Source organism: Escherichia sp. WS2035 (assembly GCF_046487065.1).
Lineage (GTDB): Bacteria > Pseudomonadota > Gammaproteobacteria > Enterobacterales > Enterobacteriaceae > Escherichia > Escherichia coli.
In genome coordinates this window covers 41,786-56,212 of sequence record NZ_JBJQKD010000013.1, presented here as the reverse complement: position 1 = coordinate 56,212, position 14,427 = coordinate 41,786, and the positions used below count along the sequence as shown (strand labels likewise).

The 14,427-nt window shown below is 49.1% G+C and carries 17 protein-coding genes and 3 tRNA genes; 9 read left to right on the top strand and 11 right to left on the bottom strand.

Annotation, left to right across the window (positions count from 1 at the left end):
* Nucleotides 1–54: 54 nt before the first annotated feature.
* Complete coding sequence (locus ACJHX4_RS19595; RefSeq protein ID WP_000360804.1) at nucleotides 55–285, bottom strand: transcriptional regulator; 231 nt, start codon at nucleotides 283–285, stop codon at nucleotides 55–57.
* A 119-nt stretch (nucleotides 286–404) separates the two neighbouring features.
* Between ACJHX4_RS19595 and ACJHX4_RS19590 the strand changes: the two genes are divergently transcribed.
* The 7 genes from ACJHX4_RS19590 to ACJHX4_RS19560 all read left to right on the top strand — a co-directional run bounded on the left by ACJHX4_RS19590 (nucleotide 405) and on the right by ACJHX4_RS19560 (nucleotide 6,581).
* Nucleotides 405–797: a helix-turn-helix domain-containing protein gene (locus ACJHX4_RS19590; RefSeq protein WP_000853106.1), complete on the top strand. Its 393-nt coding sequence runs from the start codon at nucleotides 405–407 to the stop codon at nucleotides 795–797.
* Between the two features lie 1,010 nt (nucleotides 798–1,807).
* A complete protein-coding gene (locus tag ACJHX4_RS19585) occupies nucleotides 1,808–2,128 on the top strand; it encodes a hypothetical protein (RefSeq protein WP_000388260.1) in 321 nt (106 codons plus the stop codon).
* Nucleotides 2,129–2,158: 30 nt separating this feature from the next.
* On the top strand, nucleotides 2,159–4,375 hold the full coding sequence (locus ACJHX4_RS19580) for a hypothetical protein (protein WP_000151806.1): 2,217 nt from the start codon (nucleotides 2,159–2,161) through the stop codon (nucleotides 4,373–4,375).
* Nucleotides 4,372–4,941 carry a siphovirus Gp157 family protein gene (locus tag ACJHX4_RS19575; protein ID WP_000100753.1) on the top strand — a complete coding sequence of 190 codons (570 nt, stop codon included), beginning with the start codon at nucleotides 4,372–4,374 and terminating at the stop codon, nucleotides 4,939–4,941. Before ACJHX4_RS19580 ends, ACJHX4_RS19575 begins: the two co-directional genes overlap by 4 nt.
* Nucleotides 4,941–5,123: a hypothetical protein gene (locus ACJHX4_RS19570; protein ID WP_000916334.1), complete on the top strand. Its 183-nt coding sequence runs from the start codon at nucleotides 4,941–4,943 to the stop codon at nucleotides 5,121–5,123. The genes ACJHX4_RS19575 and ACJHX4_RS19570 overlap by 1 nt, the downstream gene beginning before the upstream one ends.
* A 209-nt stretch (nucleotides 5,124–5,332) precedes the next feature.
* Complete coding sequence (locus ACJHX4_RS19565; protein ID WP_000833838.1) at nucleotides 5,333–5,596, top strand: DUF4224 domain-containing protein; 264 nt, start codon at nucleotides 5,333–5,335, stop codon at nucleotides 5,594–5,596.
* Nucleotides 5,565–6,581, top strand: a complete 1,017-nt coding sequence (locus tag ACJHX4_RS19560; protein ID WP_001531780.1) for a tyrosine-type recombinase/integrase — start codon at nucleotides 5,565–5,567, stop codon at nucleotides 6,579–6,581. The genes ACJHX4_RS19565 and ACJHX4_RS19560 overlap by 32 nt, the downstream gene beginning before the upstream one ends.
* A gap of 130 nt (nucleotides 6,582–6,711) precedes the next feature.
* Here the strand turns inward: ACJHX4_RS19560 and ACJHX4_RS19555 are convergent.
* The 6 genes from ACJHX4_RS19555 to uvrY form a co-directional block, all read right to left on the bottom strand.
* A tRNA-Leu gene (locus ACJHX4_RS19555) sits at nucleotides 6,712–6,798 on the bottom strand.
* A gap of 12 nt (nucleotides 6,799–6,810) precedes the next feature.
* Nucleotides 6,811–6,884: transfer RNA gene (locus ACJHX4_RS19550), tRNA-Cys, on the bottom strand.
* A 53-nt stretch (nucleotides 6,885–6,937) separates the two neighbouring features.
* Nucleotides 6,938–7,013, bottom strand: a tRNA-Gly gene (locus tag ACJHX4_RS19545).
* A 151-nt stretch (nucleotides 7,014–7,164) separates the two neighbouring features.
* Entirely contained in the window at nucleotides 7,165–7,713 is a 549-nt protein-coding gene (gene pgsA / locus ACJHX4_RS19540; protein ID WP_001160187.1) for a CDP-diacylglycerol--glycerol-3-phosphate 3-phosphatidyltransferase, read from the bottom strand.
* 56 nt (nucleotides 7,714–7,769) lie between these two features.
* A complete protein-coding gene (uvrC, locus tag ACJHX4_RS19535) occupies nucleotides 7,770–9,602 on the bottom strand; it encodes an excinuclease ABC subunit UvrC (protein WP_001283421.1) in 1,833 nt (610 codons plus the stop codon).
* On the bottom strand, nucleotides 9,599–10,255 hold the full coding sequence (gene uvrY / locus ACJHX4_RS19530) for a UvrY/SirA/GacA family response regulator transcription factor (RefSeq protein WP_000611328.1): 657 nt from the start codon (nucleotides 10,253–10,255) through the stop codon (nucleotides 9,599–9,601). The genes uvrC and uvrY overlap by 4 nt, the downstream gene beginning before the upstream one ends.
* A 295-nt stretch (nucleotides 10,256–10,550) precedes the next feature.
* Here uvrY and yecU point away from each other — a divergent pair, with 295 nt between their 5' ends.
* Both yecU and yecF read left to right on the top strand, forming a co-directional pair.
* Complete coding sequence (yecU, locus tag ACJHX4_RS19525) at nucleotides 10,551–10,727, top strand: protein YecU (protein ID WP_001307856.1); 177 nt, start codon at nucleotides 10,551–10,553, stop codon at nucleotides 10,725–10,727.
* On the top strand, nucleotides 10,714–10,938 hold the full coding sequence (yecF, locus tag ACJHX4_RS19520) for a DUF2594 family protein YecF (protein ID WP_000106474.1): 225 nt from the start codon (nucleotides 10,714–10,716) through the stop codon (nucleotides 10,936–10,938). Before yecU ends, yecF begins: the two co-directional genes overlap by 14 nt.
* Nucleotides 10,939–11,005: 67 nt before the next feature.
* Here the strand turns inward: yecF and sdiA are convergent, their stop codons facing one another.
* From sdiA to dcyD, 4 genes are all read right to left on the bottom strand, one after another.
* The gene (gene sdiA / locus ACJHX4_RS19515) at nucleotides 11,006–11,728 is read right to left on the bottom strand and encodes a transcriptional regulator SdiA (RefSeq protein ID WP_001154255.1); all 723 of its coding nucleotides are present in this window, start codon (nucleotides 11,726–11,728) and stop codon (nucleotides 11,006–11,008) included.
* A 229-nt stretch (nucleotides 11,729–11,957) separates the two neighbouring features.
* Nucleotides 11,958–12,710 (bottom strand): L-cystine ABC transporter ATP-binding protein TcyN, encoded by a 753-nt coding sequence (gene tcyN, locus ACJHX4_RS19510; RefSeq protein ID WP_001273000.1) that lies wholly within the window; start codon nucleotides 12,708–12,710, stop codon nucleotides 11,958–11,960.
* Nucleotides 12,707–13,375, bottom strand: coding sequence for a cystine ABC transporter permease (gene tcyL / locus ACJHX4_RS19505; protein WP_001158220.1), 669 nt, complete (start codon nucleotides 13,373–13,375; stop codon nucleotides 12,707–12,709). Before tcyL ends, tcyN begins: the two co-directional genes overlap by 4 nt.
* A 14-nt stretch (nucleotides 13,376–13,389) precedes the next feature.
* Nucleotides 13,390–14,376: a D-cysteine desulfhydrase gene (dcyD, locus tag ACJHX4_RS19500; protein WP_001128232.1), complete on the bottom strand. Its 987-nt coding sequence runs from the start codon at nucleotides 14,374–14,376 to the stop codon at nucleotides 13,390–13,392.
* Nucleotides 14,377–14,427 lie beyond the last annotated feature (51 nt).

Sequence of the window (14,427 nt, the reverse complement as noted above, 5' to 3'; positions counted from 1 at the left end):
TCTCCTGTCGCTAAAAATTGATTACGCTTAATCAGATTTGGGGCTCACCAACAGTTAAGCTGCTTCCGTTTTAGGCAAGCTGTCATCTGGGTTTGGGTAAAGATCCGGTCTAAGATCATGAGGGGTCACGCGCCATTCAAGAGCTTCAGATGTGCGCAAAACCTCTTCACCGGGAACCCGTCCTTTGAACCAGAGGCTTACCGTTTGTGGTTTTTTCCCTAATCGCCGCCCTAACTCGGATTGACTCATTACGGAAAGAATTTTGTCTTGCAGTTGTTTATCCATATGGACTCCTTGTGTCCGCGTCATCATTACAAACAATAACTGTAATTACAAATTATATTTGCAATGCTCCCTACAATTAAACCTTGTATCCTTACGGTATGAACACAAAAACGAAAAACATGGCTTTTGCTAGCCGACTACAACGGATTCTAAAAGACTTAGGCTGGTCTCAATCTGAGTTAGCTCGCCATATTGGGGTTACGGCTCAATCAGTTCAGGCATGGTGTAATGGGGTAACTCCAAGAAAAGATAAATTAGACAAGCTAGCAAAAGTGACCGGATACCCTGTTCATTTTTTCTTCATGAATGAAGGGGAATATTTGGATGAATCCACACTACACCCGGGTAATTACAATCAAGAACTAACCCCGCAAGAACAGGCTCTACTGCAACTATTCAGAGGACTGCCTGAGAGCGAAAAAAATAAATTAATCAATGAGCTAAAAGAAAAAAGAGAGCACTTCGATCTACTGCTAAAAGAACTACTTGAAGCCAAAAACCAGACAAAATAGTTCAGTTCAAATTTCCAGGCCAGCCGCTGCTGGCATGCAACTTTCCCCTAACACAAAAACACCTTTACACAGTGAATATTTTTTTGCCCCTCACTACAAATTATTTTTTAAAAACACATTGACCATTACAAATACAAATTGTAAAGTCACTTTCATCAACAACGCTTACCCAGCGGCAGTTGTTCAGAAACACGTTCTGACAGCCGGAAAGACGGCACCAAATTTTGCGCGTCGGCGCCAACACGGTGACAGAGGGAAAGACTTCACCGGCATATGGCACATGTGTCGAAGCGGTCTGGATGGAAGCGGAGCCTTAACGCGTTGTCTCCATAGCAGGTAGCCGGAATGTGCAAGCCACAGCCAGGTATGAGCGATTGATTCACCATCAAGGCGATACGGTGTGACCACCAGGGAAGAGTCCTGGCTACAACACGAGAGCGCACTTCATCGACTCAACTTTGAGCTTTGTCGTTAAATTTTGAAATGGCGGAGTGCGCTCCCGGTTGTGGTGAACAGGTGTTTAACGGGAACTCCCTGCCCGTTACCCGGTTCGATTCCGGGCGCCCATCATCAATTTGCTGTGTTTAGTCTTTGCCCAGTCCGCACGATGGGCCATTTTTTCACACAGCCAGGTTTTATCGCTGTGCCTGAGTCCCCAACAGGAGAGGCCAAACCCGCAGCGTGACACCAGGGAAAGACCGGAGGAAGTACCACGCCTGACCAGCGTTGACCATGAGCCTGACCAGCTCAAAACAGGAAAGACCAGCCCGGGCCTGACCAGCCCTGTACGGTCGTAATGGAAACATAACGACGCCGGAAACGTAACCGGCACCCTTTAGATAGCAAAAGACCCGCACAAGGCGGGCCAGTTACCCCGAACGGCGACCAAACCATTCGGATTTATCACAAGTGACCAAACTTGTGATGAGGAAAGACCAACGACACTGACGCTATGGAAGCTGATCAATATTCGCTGATCGGCTCTGAGTATACATTACCAAGGAGTCGCTATGGAAGCGCGCACCATCCCAGTAACACTCTTTATTCATTATGCAACTTCAACTTTCAGCCACGAAAAGCTGCTTGTTGCGACTGTTGATATGTCAAAAAATTTTCCAGACAGGTACATCCTTCTGGAAAGCCGCGAAATTGAAATTACCGTTAACCAGCCCGAGCCAATCGACATCATCGGTTTACAGGTCGAGCAACTGCGTGAACAAAAACAGAAAACAGTCGCCGACGCCCAACAGCGTATTGCTGCTATCGATGACAAAATCCAGCAGTTACTTTGCATCGAATACACGCCAGATACCGATGAGCTCCCCTACTAAAAACCACTGACCTGTAATGAGGAAAGACCAATGACCATTTTTAACGGCTTGTTAGAAGCGAAAAAAGGCGCGCTCAAAAACGGCGCGATCCCGGCGCTGGCCATCGCCATCGCCGCCCCTAACAAAAAAGTTGCCGAGAACATCATCATCGGCAAATTGTGGGAAGCCTACCCTGACCACGGCGACAACTATTTCAAACCTAAAATCTGGGAAGATGCCCCGGGCCAACCGCGCCCAGGCGTCGGTGAGTTTGATGAGACGTTTGCCACAGAACACAGTTTTGATGGCGAAAAATGGGTAGTTAACACTCCTGTTGATTCAGATTGCAGTTCAGCAGATATCTCACAGGTTAGCGACCTGATGAAACTGCCGGCTCGTGAACGATTCGCCGCCGTTCTGCTGTTCAGCCACGACGCCAACGAAGTCGACAGTGAATTGCTTGTGCAGACGCGTGAATACCTGGAGATGCTCGATAACAGTGATACTGACAGTGAGGATGAGGTTGACGCGTTTAACCGCATCGTTCTTGATGCCATGGTGGCGTGTAAGCCCATCGAGTACATGCATATTGCTGGATTGAATAATCTGGTACATGCAATTTTGGCAAGTTGCGATACCCAGGAACAAAACCCGACCAGTTGGACTATCTCCAAATTTATAAAAAAATGGGTAGAGAATCCCGGTAAACGAGATGAAATGCTGCCGGAGGTAAAACCAGAAACAGCATCCGCACGTCCTTACAAACAGACTCACGCCACTCTGGATCGTGAAATTGCCTGCGCCCTGTTACCTGTTGCCCCGGAAAAAATCACCCCCAGCATCCTGAAAGCGGCAGACGAAATAATCAGTCAGGACAGGGAAGATTTTAAACGCTGGTCAATGGCCTTGCGCACAACGGATCAGATCCTTGCCTATGACCGCGCATCAGTATTCGGTGTTATTCAGAGCGCCCCCGCAAAAGACACGTACCACTTCCCACAATCCCTGCGCAGTCACATCGACAACTGGCTGCAAGCTAACGGGCAGCGTGATGCAAATGCTGTTGAAGAGAAGCCAAAGGAAGCAGCACCCAAGGATGATGTAAAAGTCACCAACCACGGCGGCGGACGATTCTCAATTGATGGGATGATGTCAGAAACACCCTCAAATCAGGGCGAAAAAAGCGAAGCTGCAAATGCTGGAGAACGTAGTTTGCAGCAGTTGCGTGAGCAGTTTGTCACGCCTCGCCATGTGTATGACGTACCTGAAAATAACGCCGTATCACAGAGGGAACCTGCAGCTATTACCCTGGCAGAAGAGACTCCTCCACAAGAACAACTTAGCGAGCAGGTAAAGGATCTGGTGCAGAACGTTGACGCGCTGGTTGAGCGGATCCATGCCGAAGAGCACAAGCGGCAGAATGCAATCTCAGCTATCGAAACGGAGTTAAAGGACTCAGATGACACGGATAACCTGGCATTGTGGAAGAACGTATTCAAAACCGATGAGCGCTTCACCAGTGCTTTCTCTCAGAATGGCGGCGGCACATCCATCAACGGCACTTATATAGCGATGAAAGCGACTCGCGAATTTGGGCCATTTGGTATTGGCTGGGGGGTAGAGGTGCTGGAGGAGCGCTTTGATAAAGGCGCACCAATAGTTCGCAAAAAACAGGTTGGTGAAAAAATAGAATGGGATCTGATTCAAGACGGTGTTGGCGGGTACCTATGTGAAATGCACCACACCATGAAAGTGAGAGTCTGGTACATATTGAATGGGGTACGCGGTGAGTCCGAGGCTTACGGATGCACACCTTATATCTACGACACTAAATACGGACCAACAAGCGACGGCGAAGCACCGAAGAAATCCTGGACGGATGCTGTTAAGAAAGCGCTATCCCCTCTCGGATTCAGCGCCGATATTTTCATGGGCCTGTACGACAATCCGGAATACCGCCAGAGGAATAAAGCTGAGTTTGATATCAAGAATGCCAGCGAGAATGCGGAAGATGCTACCCGTCTGCGTAAGGAACTGGATGAGAAGCTTATCAACGTTGCCAATACGCTGGCCGCCGCGGTAACCGCCAACGAAGTAAACAAGGTATTTGGCCTCATCGCCCGCGAAGTGGATGTACACAGGAAAGCAGCGGAAACCAAAGGCGATAAAGAATATTCATCGTATCTGGGATCACGTCTGCGCCGTATCACCGACATTAAAACTGAACGCCTCGCCGCCCTTACCGCTGCACAGGAGCAAACAGCATGAGCACTGCTATCGCTATTGCAAAAGAATATGCCAGTCTGATTGACCTGTTAGAAACCGCCGATGAACTGACGCCAGAGATGATCGCCGACACGCTTGAAGGCATGGAAGGAGAACTGGGAGACAAACTGGACGCCATGATGGTCATCTGCCGTAATTTACAGGGCAATGCCAATACCTGCGCTGAAGAAATGTCTCGCCTGGCAACCCGTAAGACGTCCTTTGAAGGCAAGGAAAAAGCAATTCGAAAGCATATGCTCACCTGCCTGCAAGCTGCTGGCCTGGATAAACTGAAAACCGCAAAAAACACATTTACTGATGCACAGGGGGCTATCCGGGTAATTATCGATAGCAAAGATAAGATCCCGGATGAGTATGAGGGCGTGTCACTTGTTGATGTAGAAACGGTTATTACACCAAACAAGCGAGCCATTAAAGAAGTGATTGAATCTGCGGAGGCGGTTGCCGCCGAAATACTGGCGCGTGGAGAAACACCACCAGCCGAGTTATTAAACCCGGTACCAGGCGCACATCTGGAACGCGGCGAACGGTCACTGAGGATACGCTAATGCTTAAACTCACATTAAAGCGTGGTGACGCGGTTCACCTGGTACTTGCCGATGGTACCAATGGCATTATTGAAGCACGGAGCCGCTGCGAACTTGGGCTACACCTGCCAGAAAACATTAAGGTCACTCGGGAGAAATCGGCATTCACCCCACAAGAACTGATTACGCCTAATCAGAAATAAAAACTCACCATCGCTAGCATTGCGATTCACCAGACACCGGAGGATCACAATGCTGCGATGGCAACCGGGAGCAACTCTGCTCTCCGCATTTGATATCAAAATTGGTCGACTGTCGGCCAGCGTCAGGAAACAGACTTTGACCGAGTCTGATATTGCCCGTGCCTGCCAGAAGGCAGATGACGCAATAAGCTACATAATGAGGAAAGACCATGAAAAGCGATCACGACATAATCACCAGAGAAGAAATGGTCGAGCTGACGGGAAGCCCACTTAAATCAAAGCAATGTGAGGCTCTTCGCCGGGCTGGAATTTTCTTCATGGAAAGGGCTGACGGACACCCAAAAACAACCTGGGGCCATTTCATGAACCCAATAAAATTTCGCAATTTACAGGAGGTGACGACGCGAAAAGATGATGAACCTGATTTTGGAGCAATATTTAATGGCCGGAAAGAGAAAGAACCCAGCAGATAACTGGATGCCGCCTCGTGTTTACCAGGGCAAAGCGGCCTACGAATTCAGGAATAAAGATAACAAAGCGATACGCCTGTGCGCATTGGATGCACCACGATCAGCCGTATGGCTGGCATATGAAAAAGCGGTCGGTGACGAAAAAGAAAGAAATACTTTTCAGGCGCTCACGGAACAATTCATGACCTCCCCTGATTTTATGGATTTGGCAGTCGAAACCCGGAAAGACTACACAAAATATTCCGGAAAAGTTCTGCCTGTCTTCGGGAAGATCGACCCGGATAAAATCAAACCTGAACATATTCGGCGCTATATGGATCAACGCGGTTTATCAAGCCGAACTCAGGCAAACAGGGAAAAAAGCTTTATGTCCCGGGTATTCCGTTGGGGTTATGAACGAGGTTATGTTCAGAGGAATCCTTGTCAGGGAGTTAAACAGTTTAAAGAGAAAGCTCGCGAACGTTATATTACGGATGAAGAATATCAGGCCGTTTATGAAGTGTCTCCTGATGTTGTTCGCGTAGCAATGGAGATTGCCTACTTATGCGTGGCCAGACAGAGTGATGTACTTTCATTGCAGAAAGACCAGCTGTTCGATTCCGGGATCTACATTCGTCAGGGAAAAACCGGCGTTAAGCAAATCAAAGCCTGGTCGCCTCGTCTGCAGAAAGCGATAGCTCTGGCTCGTTCTCTGCCATTAAAAACGGGAATCAGTAGCCTGTTTGTGATTCATCAAACTACCGGTGGCAAGTATACCCGTGATGGTTTTAACTCTCGTTGGCGTGATGTCAAAGCGGCAGCACAGGAAAAATATCCTCATCTGCAAATAGACTTCACATTTCATGATCTGAAAGCAAAAGGTATCTCTGATCTGGAAGGCAGCCTGGAAGAGAAGCAAGCAATTTCCGGGCATAAGAACCCGCGACAGACAGCAGCATATGACCGGAAAGTTAAAGTAGTGCCCGTAGTTGGTGGCCAGAGAAAATGAATGATGATGCGTCCAGAGAAAAATCATCTTCGGACGCATCTTCGGAAATGAGAAAGAAGATACAAAAAAACCACCCGAAGGTGGTTTCACGACACTGCTTATTGCTTTGATTTTATTCTTATCTTTCCCATGGTACCCGGAGCGGGACTTGAACCCGCACAGCGCGAACGCCGAGGGATTTTAAATCCCTTGTGTCTACCGATTCCACCATCCGGGCTCGGGAAAAAAGTGGAGGCGCGTTCCGGAGTCGAACCGGACTAGACGGATTTGCAATCCGCTACATAACCGCTTTGTTAACGCGCCAAATTCTTCAGGCCTTTCAGCCAGACATCCGCTGACGCCGATGCCTTTTAAACTGGAGCGGGAAACGAGACTCGAACTCGCGACCCCGACCTTGGCAAGGTCGTGCTCTACCAACTGAGCTATTCCCGCATTCATCAAGCAATCAGTTAATCACTTGATTTTATTATCGTCTGGCAATCAGTGCCGCCGTTCGATGCGTTGCATTCTACTTACCTGGCGCGATGAGTCAACGATATTTTTCACCACTTTTGATCGTTTGCTGAAAATTGCGCCGAAACGATCACTGATCAAGCAAATCTGCACGCGCAGCGCTCAAATATTGCAACATTGACCACAGAGTCAGTACCGCAGCCACAAAGAAAAGTGCAATACCGGCGTACTCAACCCAAATATTCGGACGCCACAGCAGCCATGCCAACGCCACCATCTGGGCAGTGGTTTTCACTTTTCCAATCCAGGAGACAGCCACGCTACTGCGTTTACCCAACTCCGCCATCCATTCGCGTAGCGCAGAAATAATAATTTCACGGGCGATCATCGTTGCTGCCGGTAAGGTCACCCACCAGCTGTGGTAATGCTCGGTTACCAGCACCATGGCGATAGCCACGAGAACTTTATCTGCGACAGGGTCAAGGAAAGCACCAAACCGGGTACTCTGATTCCAGCGGCGTGCCAGAAAACCATCGAACCAGTCAGTCACCGCCGCGACGCAGAAAATGAGCGCGGCGGCAAACGGCGACCAGGTGACAGGCAAATAAAAGACCAATACAAAGAATGGGATAAGGATGACACGGAACAGTGTAAGCAACGTAGGGATATTAAATTGCATAATGACGGGTAACTATCTGTTGTCAGTAAGATTACCCCTATGTTGCTACAGAGACATCAATGTTTCAACGACCAGAAGATCTTTTCTGCCAGACCTTGCGAAATACCCGGCACTTTTGCAATTTCCTCGACGCTGGCGTTACGTAAACCTTGCAAACCGCCCATATATTTCAACAACATTTGCCGACGTTTTGGCCCGACGCCTTCAATGGTTTCCAGGGAACTGGTATTTTTGACCTTCGCCCGTTTTTTACGGTGCCCGCCAATCGCGTGATCGTGTGATTCATCGCGAATATGCTGGATAACATGCAGCGCGGGAGAATCTGGCGGCAAACTAAATCCCTCACCTTCCGGCTCAAAGAACAGCGTTTCCAGCCCAGCCTTACGATCTGCTCCTTTGGCAACGCCAAGTAGCAGCGGATGATTTTTATCCCATGAGACATCCAGTTCGGCGAAAACATTTTTCGCCTGCGCAAGCTGGCCTTTGCCGCCGTCAATAAGGATCACATCCGGGATCTTACTGTCGTCGATAGCTTTACCATAACGCCGACGCAGCACCTGATTCATCGCCGCGTAATCATCGCCCGGCGTGATGCCAGTAATGTTATAGCGCCGATACTCCGCACGCAGCGGGCCGTTGGCATCAAACACCACACAGGAAGCGACGGTTTGTTCACCCATGGTATGGCTGATGTCAAAGCACTCCATCCGCTTCACTTCCGGCAATTTCAACACGCTGGCAAGCGCGGTCAGCCGCTGGTGAACGGTAGATTGCTGCGAAAGTTTGCTGGTTAAGGCCGTCGCCGCATTGGTACGCGCGAGTTTCAGATAACGCGCTCTATCGCCACGAGGTTTGGTTTGAACATTAATCTTGCGTCCCGCCAGTTCTGAAAGGGAATCGGCGAGCAGCGTTTTATCGCTAAGATTAAAATCGAGCAGGATCTCACCCGGTAAGGTGCGCATCTGGCTGCCTTGTAAATAGAACTGACCTACGAAGGTTTCCACCACCTCGCTCAGTTCCGTACCGCCAGGCACTTTCGGGAAATAGCTGCGGCTGCCGAGCACTTTGCCCTGACGAATGAACAATACGTGGACACAAGCCATACCCGCATCGAACGCCACTCCAATAACGTCAAGGTCGTCGCCGGTATTGGAAACAAACTGTTTTTCGGTGACACGTCGCACCGCCTGAATTTGGTCGCGAATCCGCGCCGCTTCTTCAAACTCCAGATTCTGGCTGGCAGTTTCCATACGACTAATGAGTTGCGTAAGCACCTGATCATCTTTGCCAGACAAAAACAGGCGCACATACTCGACCTGCTGAGCGTATTCTTCTTCACTCACCAGTCCTTCAACGCACGGCCCCAGACAGCGCCCTATCTGATATTGCAGACACGGACGCGAGCGGTTGCGATAAACACTGTTTTCGCACTGGCGAATGGGGAAAATCTTTTGCAGTAGCGCCAGTGTTTCACGTACGGCATAGCCATTCGGGAACGGGCCGAAATATTCACCTTTGGCATGCTTCGCTCCACGATGCATCGCCAGACGCGGGTGGGTATCGCCACTCAGGAAGATAAAAGGATATGATTTATCATCGCGTAGCAAAACGTTGTAACGCGGCTGATAAAGTTTGATGTAGTTGTGTTCCAGTAACAGCGCTTCGGTTTCTGTATGAGTAACCGTTACATCAATTTGCTGGATCTGGGCGACCAGCGCTTCGGTTTTGCGCGAAGCGAGGTTGCTACGGAAATAGCTGGAAAGCCGTTTTTTCAGGTCTTTCGCTTTGCCGACATAGATAACCGTACCACCAGCATCATACATGCGATAAACGCCTGGCTGGCTGGTTACGGTTTTTAAAAACGCTTTTGCGTCAAACTGATCACTCACTGACTTGATAATGTCTCCGCATTACACAGACCATGGCGAATTGCCAGGTGAGTCAGCTCAACATCGCCATGAATGTTTAGTTTACTGAACATACGATAGCGGTAGCTGTTCACCGTTTTCGGACTGAGATTGAGCTGTTCTGAGATCTCATTGACCTTCTGGCCCTTGGTGATCATCAGCATAATCTGCAATTCACGTTCAGACAAACTGGCAAATGGGCTTTCTGTTTTTTCTGGTTCGATCTGGCTTAACGCCATTTGTTGAGCGATATCAGAAGCAATGTAACGCTGCCCTGAATAGACAGAACGAATCGCACTCACGACTTCCTGCGGAGCCGCGCCTTTGCTGAGGTAGCCCGCAGCTCCGGCCTGCATGACTTTCGCTGGTAAAGGGTTTTCTGTATGGACGGTAAGCATGATGATTTTGACATCAGCTGTGGAACGCGCGATTTTACGCGTCGCCTCAAGACCGCCAATGCCCGGCATACTCATGTCCATTAGCACCACGTCAACGGCATTTGCCCGGCACCATTTAACGGCGTCTTCACCGCACGATGCCTCACCGACGACTTTTATACCCTTTATATCTTCCAGAATGCGTCGTATCCCTGCGCGCACCAGTTCGTGGTCATCAACAAGTAGAACGTTGATCAAAGGAATATCTCCAGAAATAGGGATAACGCTACTGATAGTTAGTCATTCGTATATTAGCGGTTTTTATTGCAACTTTGAAACGTTAAAAATGGTGGGTATTCGATTTTTCTCTCGTTTTTGTCAATTCGATTGTCCACAGTTATGGTCACGCCCGTCACCAACGGCTTCCGGGATCGTTTCACAGTAAGCCCGGCGATGAAATGTGACAAAAATTGACTTTATTCAGCAAAAATGAAAATCAGCCCGCTGAATATGTAACATTAATTAACCCGAATAATACGGGCAAAAAACATTCATGATAAAAATATTTATTGGTCATTATATTAACGTATTTTATAGTACTGTTGATATCACGCTCAAAAAACAACCACTGCTATTTTTAGCAAAGCTTATGGTATACTCCGCCGCCTTAACATTTTTCACCGCAAATTTTCATTGCAACATGACGAGGAAAATAAATGAGTACGCCTGATTTTTCTACTGCCGAGAATAATCAAGAACTGGCAAATGAAGTCTCCTGCCTGAAAGCGATGCTGACGCTGATGCTGCAGGCGATGGGACAAGCTGACGCGGGCCGCGTGATGTTAAAGATGGAAAAACAGCTTGCGCTGATCGAAGACGAAACCCAGGCTGCAGTATTTTCCAAAACGGTTAAGCAAATTAAACAAGCCTACCGTCAGTAATATAAAACCGGCTGAGAGCGTGCCTTTCAGCCGGTTTTTGCATCTGGCACGCAGAACAGAAAAGAGATCAAATTAAGCCAGTAGCGGCCGCGTAACAGGCAACCTGCGTCTTATTCGGTGCATTGATTTTTTTCTGCATGTTTTTCTGATGGAAATTGACCGTATTCTCAGAGATTGACAAAATCATCGCTATCTCTGCTGATGTCTTACCTTCCGCCGTCCATTTCAGAATTTCTTTTTCGCGCTTGCTGAAATTCATCTCTGGCGTCATCACTATTTCATCATTTAAACGCATCAGAGCCATCAGACTTTCGCGCACCAGTAGCTGCATTTTTAATTGCAGTTCATCACTAAGAATGGGTATTTCGCGCGTGCTGCAACGGGAAAAGGACAAAAAGCCCAACGCCCGATTTGGCAGCATTAAATACTGAGTGACACCGCGGCGTAAACCATGTGCGCGCGCAGCTTCCCATAACGGCTGTGCTTCGCTGAATAAGTCATCATTCCACATTAAATGGCCCTGACTAAAGTTTTCAGGGTTCAGCACCGGATCAATTGCGAGAAAATTTTTTGCCTGATAATAACTAACCCACGACTCAGGGTAATTGGTGTAGAAAGCCACTTTAGGTCGCGTGAATGGTACCGGGTGGCGAACACATAACGAATAGTAATCGTACTCCAGCTGCTGAGCCTGAAGCTCTATTTCATGGTAGACCTCTTCTGCGGCCTCCATCCTCTGAAAACGCAACAGCATCGTGCGAAGCCAGCTGAAAAAATCCGTATCCTGCATAGTAAACCGCAACGCCCCTGAGAGTGAGTATCATTTATAATGATAATTCAAACTATCACATAAATAAGATTTATATATAATTTATATTATTCAGGCAATGAATTACTTTTGCAAGCCATCGCATTCTCTTATGTTATTAATGAGTTATGCTGATTTGTTAAGCAGTTTTATCACGTTTGAAATGGCGTCCCGCCCCGACTGGTGAATCGTCGGGGCTGATTTTTTCTTATTATTGCAGCAGAAACTTCTCCAGGAACTGGCGGGTGCGAGGCTGCTGAGGATCAGCAAATAACGCTTTTGCTACCCCCTGCTCGACTATCCGCCCCTGGTCCATAAAAATCGCCCGGTCCGCAACATCCCGGGCAAAGCTCATTTCGTGCGTCACAATCACCATCGTGCGCTTTTCCTGCGCCAGCTGACGAATGGTGTTCAGGACTTCGCCCACCAGCTCTGGATCCAGCGCCGACGTTGGCTCGTCAAACAAAATCACTTCAGGACGCATTGCCAGAGCACGCGCAATCGCAACGCGCTGCTGTTGACCGCCAGACAAACGACGTGGATAACTGGTTTCTTTACCGGCCAGCCCAACTTTCGCCAGCAGCTCGCGAGCGCGCGCCGTGGCCTCTTCTTTCGGTTCGCCTTTGACGATCACCGGCCCTTCAATAATGTTTTCCAGCACCGTACGATGCGGAAACAGATTAAAGTTCTGGAAGACAAACCCGACGTGCTGACGCAACTGGCGAATCAGCGATTTTTGCTGACTTAATGAACGTGCAGTATCAATAGTGATATCGCCAACGGTGATGGTTCCCGCTTCCGGTTGTTCCAGCAGATTTATGCTGCGTAGCAACGTGGTTTTGCCGGAACCACTCGGACCGATAATTGCCACTACTTCGCCTGGCTTCACCTCAAGGTCGATACCATGCAGCACCGTCTGACCGTGGAATTTTTTCACCAGGTTCTTAACTTCAATGGCACTCATTTGGGTTCTCTCTCCTGGCGATTAAGTTGATTCTCAAAATGGTTCTGCAACGTCGATAACACAGTCGCCATGATCCAGTAGATGAGCGAAGCCGCCAGGTACATGGTGAACACCTCCAGCGTGCGCGAGGTAATCAACTGCGCCTGACGGAACAGCTCCGGCACCTGGATTGTCGCGGCCAGCGACGTATCTTTTACCAGGCTGATAAAGCTGTTCGACAGCGGCGGCAACGCCACCCGCGCCGCCTGTGGCAAAATCGCGCGACGCATGGTCTGCCATGGCGTCATACCAATACTGGCTGCAGCTTCCCACTGACCTTTATCAATAGAAGAAATGGCGGCGCGCAGCGTTTCAGCAGCATAGGCGGCAGTGTTCAGCGACAGACCAATCATTGCTGACGGAATGGGATCTAATTCGATACCAAACTGTGGCAGTCCGTAATAGATCATAAACAGTTGTGCGATGAGCGGCGTACCACGAAAAATAGAGATATAAAAACGCGCCAGCCAGCGCACGGGCCAGATTGGCGACAGGCGCATCAGCGCGAGAATAAACCCGAGCAGTAAGCCAAAAAACATGCCTCCGATACTGAGTTGCAGCGTATACCCAGCCCCTTTCAGCAGGAACGGCAAGGAATCAATAACCAGTTGTATACTTTCTTGCATGAGCGTTCCCGGAGCTAAACGTGGGGATGATAGGCGAACAGCGCAGGCGCACCGCCGGTATGAATAAACAAAATCGGCCCTTCATCTTTGAAGCGTTTCTGACTGATACCGTCAATCAGCCCCGCCATCGCTTTTCCGGTATACACAGGATCAAGCAGAATGCCTTCCAGCCTCGCCAGCAATTTCACTGCTTCCATGCCTTCGTCGTTCGGCACGCCGTAGCCAGGTGCAAAATAGTCATCCCAGAGTAAAATTTCCGCTGATGCGGTCAGCTCCAGTTCTTTCGCAATCGCCTGTTGGAGGTTAACCACTTTCGGCAATTGATCGGCAACTGAACGCGACACAGTCACGCCAATCAGTTCGCTTTCAGGCATCAGCTGTTCCAGCCCAACAGCCAGTCCGGCGTGAGTTCCGGCACTGCCCGATGCGACCACCACCGACGAAATATTAACCGCCACTTCACACTGTTGCGCGATTTCCAGCGCACTCTCCACATAACCCAGCGCGCCCAAAGCATTAGAACCGCCAACCGGAATGACATACGGGCGAAAGCCTTGTGCTTCGACTCGCGTCGCCAGCTCTTCCAGTTGGGCATTGGGATCGGTCAGTGCGTCGCACATTTCAATCTGGGTATTGAACAGATCCAGCAACAAACGATTGCCGTTGGTTAAATAGTTTTCCGCGGTTGTACCAATAGGATTTTCCAGCAGCGCCACGCAGTGCAGACCGAGTTTCGCAGCGACTGCGGCAGTCTGGCGCACATGGTTAGACTGGATCGCCCCGGCAGTAATCAGCGTATCGGCACCTTCACGCAGAGCATCTGCCGCGAGAAATTCCAGCTTACGTAATTTATTGCCGCCCATTGCCATGGGAGTGACGTCATCCCGTTTGATGAAAATTTCCCGTCCAAGATAATCAGAAAAGCGCGGCAGATATTCGAGCGGCGTTGGCGCGCCAATAAACTCCAGCCGTGGAAAACGGGTTAAATTATGCAGTGGCATAACAGCCTCCGATGTGTGTTGTTGTGATTTTCTTATTATGCACGCTGAAAA

Excerpts from the sequence above, each read along its gene's own strand:
- ACJHX4_RS19595 (WP_000360804.1), bottom strand. The coding sequence starts at position 285 with ATGGATAAACAACTGCAAGACAAAATTCTTTCCGTAATGAGTCAATCC.
- ACJHX4_RS19590 (WP_000853106.1), top strand. The coding sequence starts at position 405 with ATGGCTTTTGCTAGCCGACTACAACGGATTCTAAAAGACTTAGGCTGG.
- ACJHX4_RS19585 (WP_000388260.1), top strand. The coding sequence starts at position 1,808 with ATGGAAGCGCGCACCATCCCAGTAACACTCTTTATTCATTATGCAACT.
- ACJHX4_RS19580 (WP_000151806.1), top strand. The coding sequence starts at position 2,159 with ATGACCATTTTTAACGGCTTGTTAGAAGCGAAAAAAGGCGCGCTCAAA.
- ACJHX4_RS19575 (WP_000100753.1), top strand. The coding sequence starts at position 4,372 with ATGAGCACTGCTATCGCTATTGCAAAAGAATATGCCAGTCTGATTGAC.
- ACJHX4_RS19570 (WP_000916334.1), top strand. The coding sequence starts at position 4,941 with ATGCTTAAACTCACATTAAAGCGTGGTGACGCGGTTCACCTGGTACTT.
- ACJHX4_RS19565 (WP_000833838.1), top strand. The coding sequence starts at position 5,333 with ATGAAAAGCGATCACGACATAATCACCAGAGAAGAAATGGTCGAGCTG.
- ACJHX4_RS19560 (WP_001531780.1), top strand. The coding sequence starts at position 5,565 with ATGGCCGGAAAGAGAAAGAACCCAGCAGATAACTGGATGCCGCCTCGT.
- pgsA (WP_001160187.1), bottom strand. The coding sequence starts at position 7,713 with ATGCAATTTAATATCCCTACGTTGCTTACACTGTTCCGTGTCATCCTT.
- yecU (WP_001307856.1), top strand. The coding sequence starts at position 10,551 with ATGATAAAAATATTTATTGGTCATTATATTAACGTATTTTATAGTACT.
- yecF (WP_000106474.1), top strand. The coding sequence starts at position 10,714 with ATGAGTACGCCTGATTTTTCTACTGCCGAGAATAATCAAGAACTGGCA.
- sdiA (WP_001154255.1), bottom strand. The coding sequence starts at position 11,728 with ATGCAGGATACGGATTTTTTCAGCTGGCTTCGCACGATGCTGTTGCGT.
- tcyN (WP_001273000.1), bottom strand. The coding sequence starts at position 12,710 with ATGAGTGCCATTGAAGTTAAGAACCTGGTGAAAAAATTCCACGGTCAG.
- tcyL (WP_001158220.1), bottom strand. The coding sequence starts at position 13,375 with ATGCAAGAAAGTATACAACTGGTTATTGATTCCTTGCCGTTCCTGCTG.
- dcyD (WP_001128232.1), bottom strand. The coding sequence starts at position 14,376 with ATGCCACTGCATAATTTAACCCGTTTTCCACGGCTGGAGTTTATTGGC.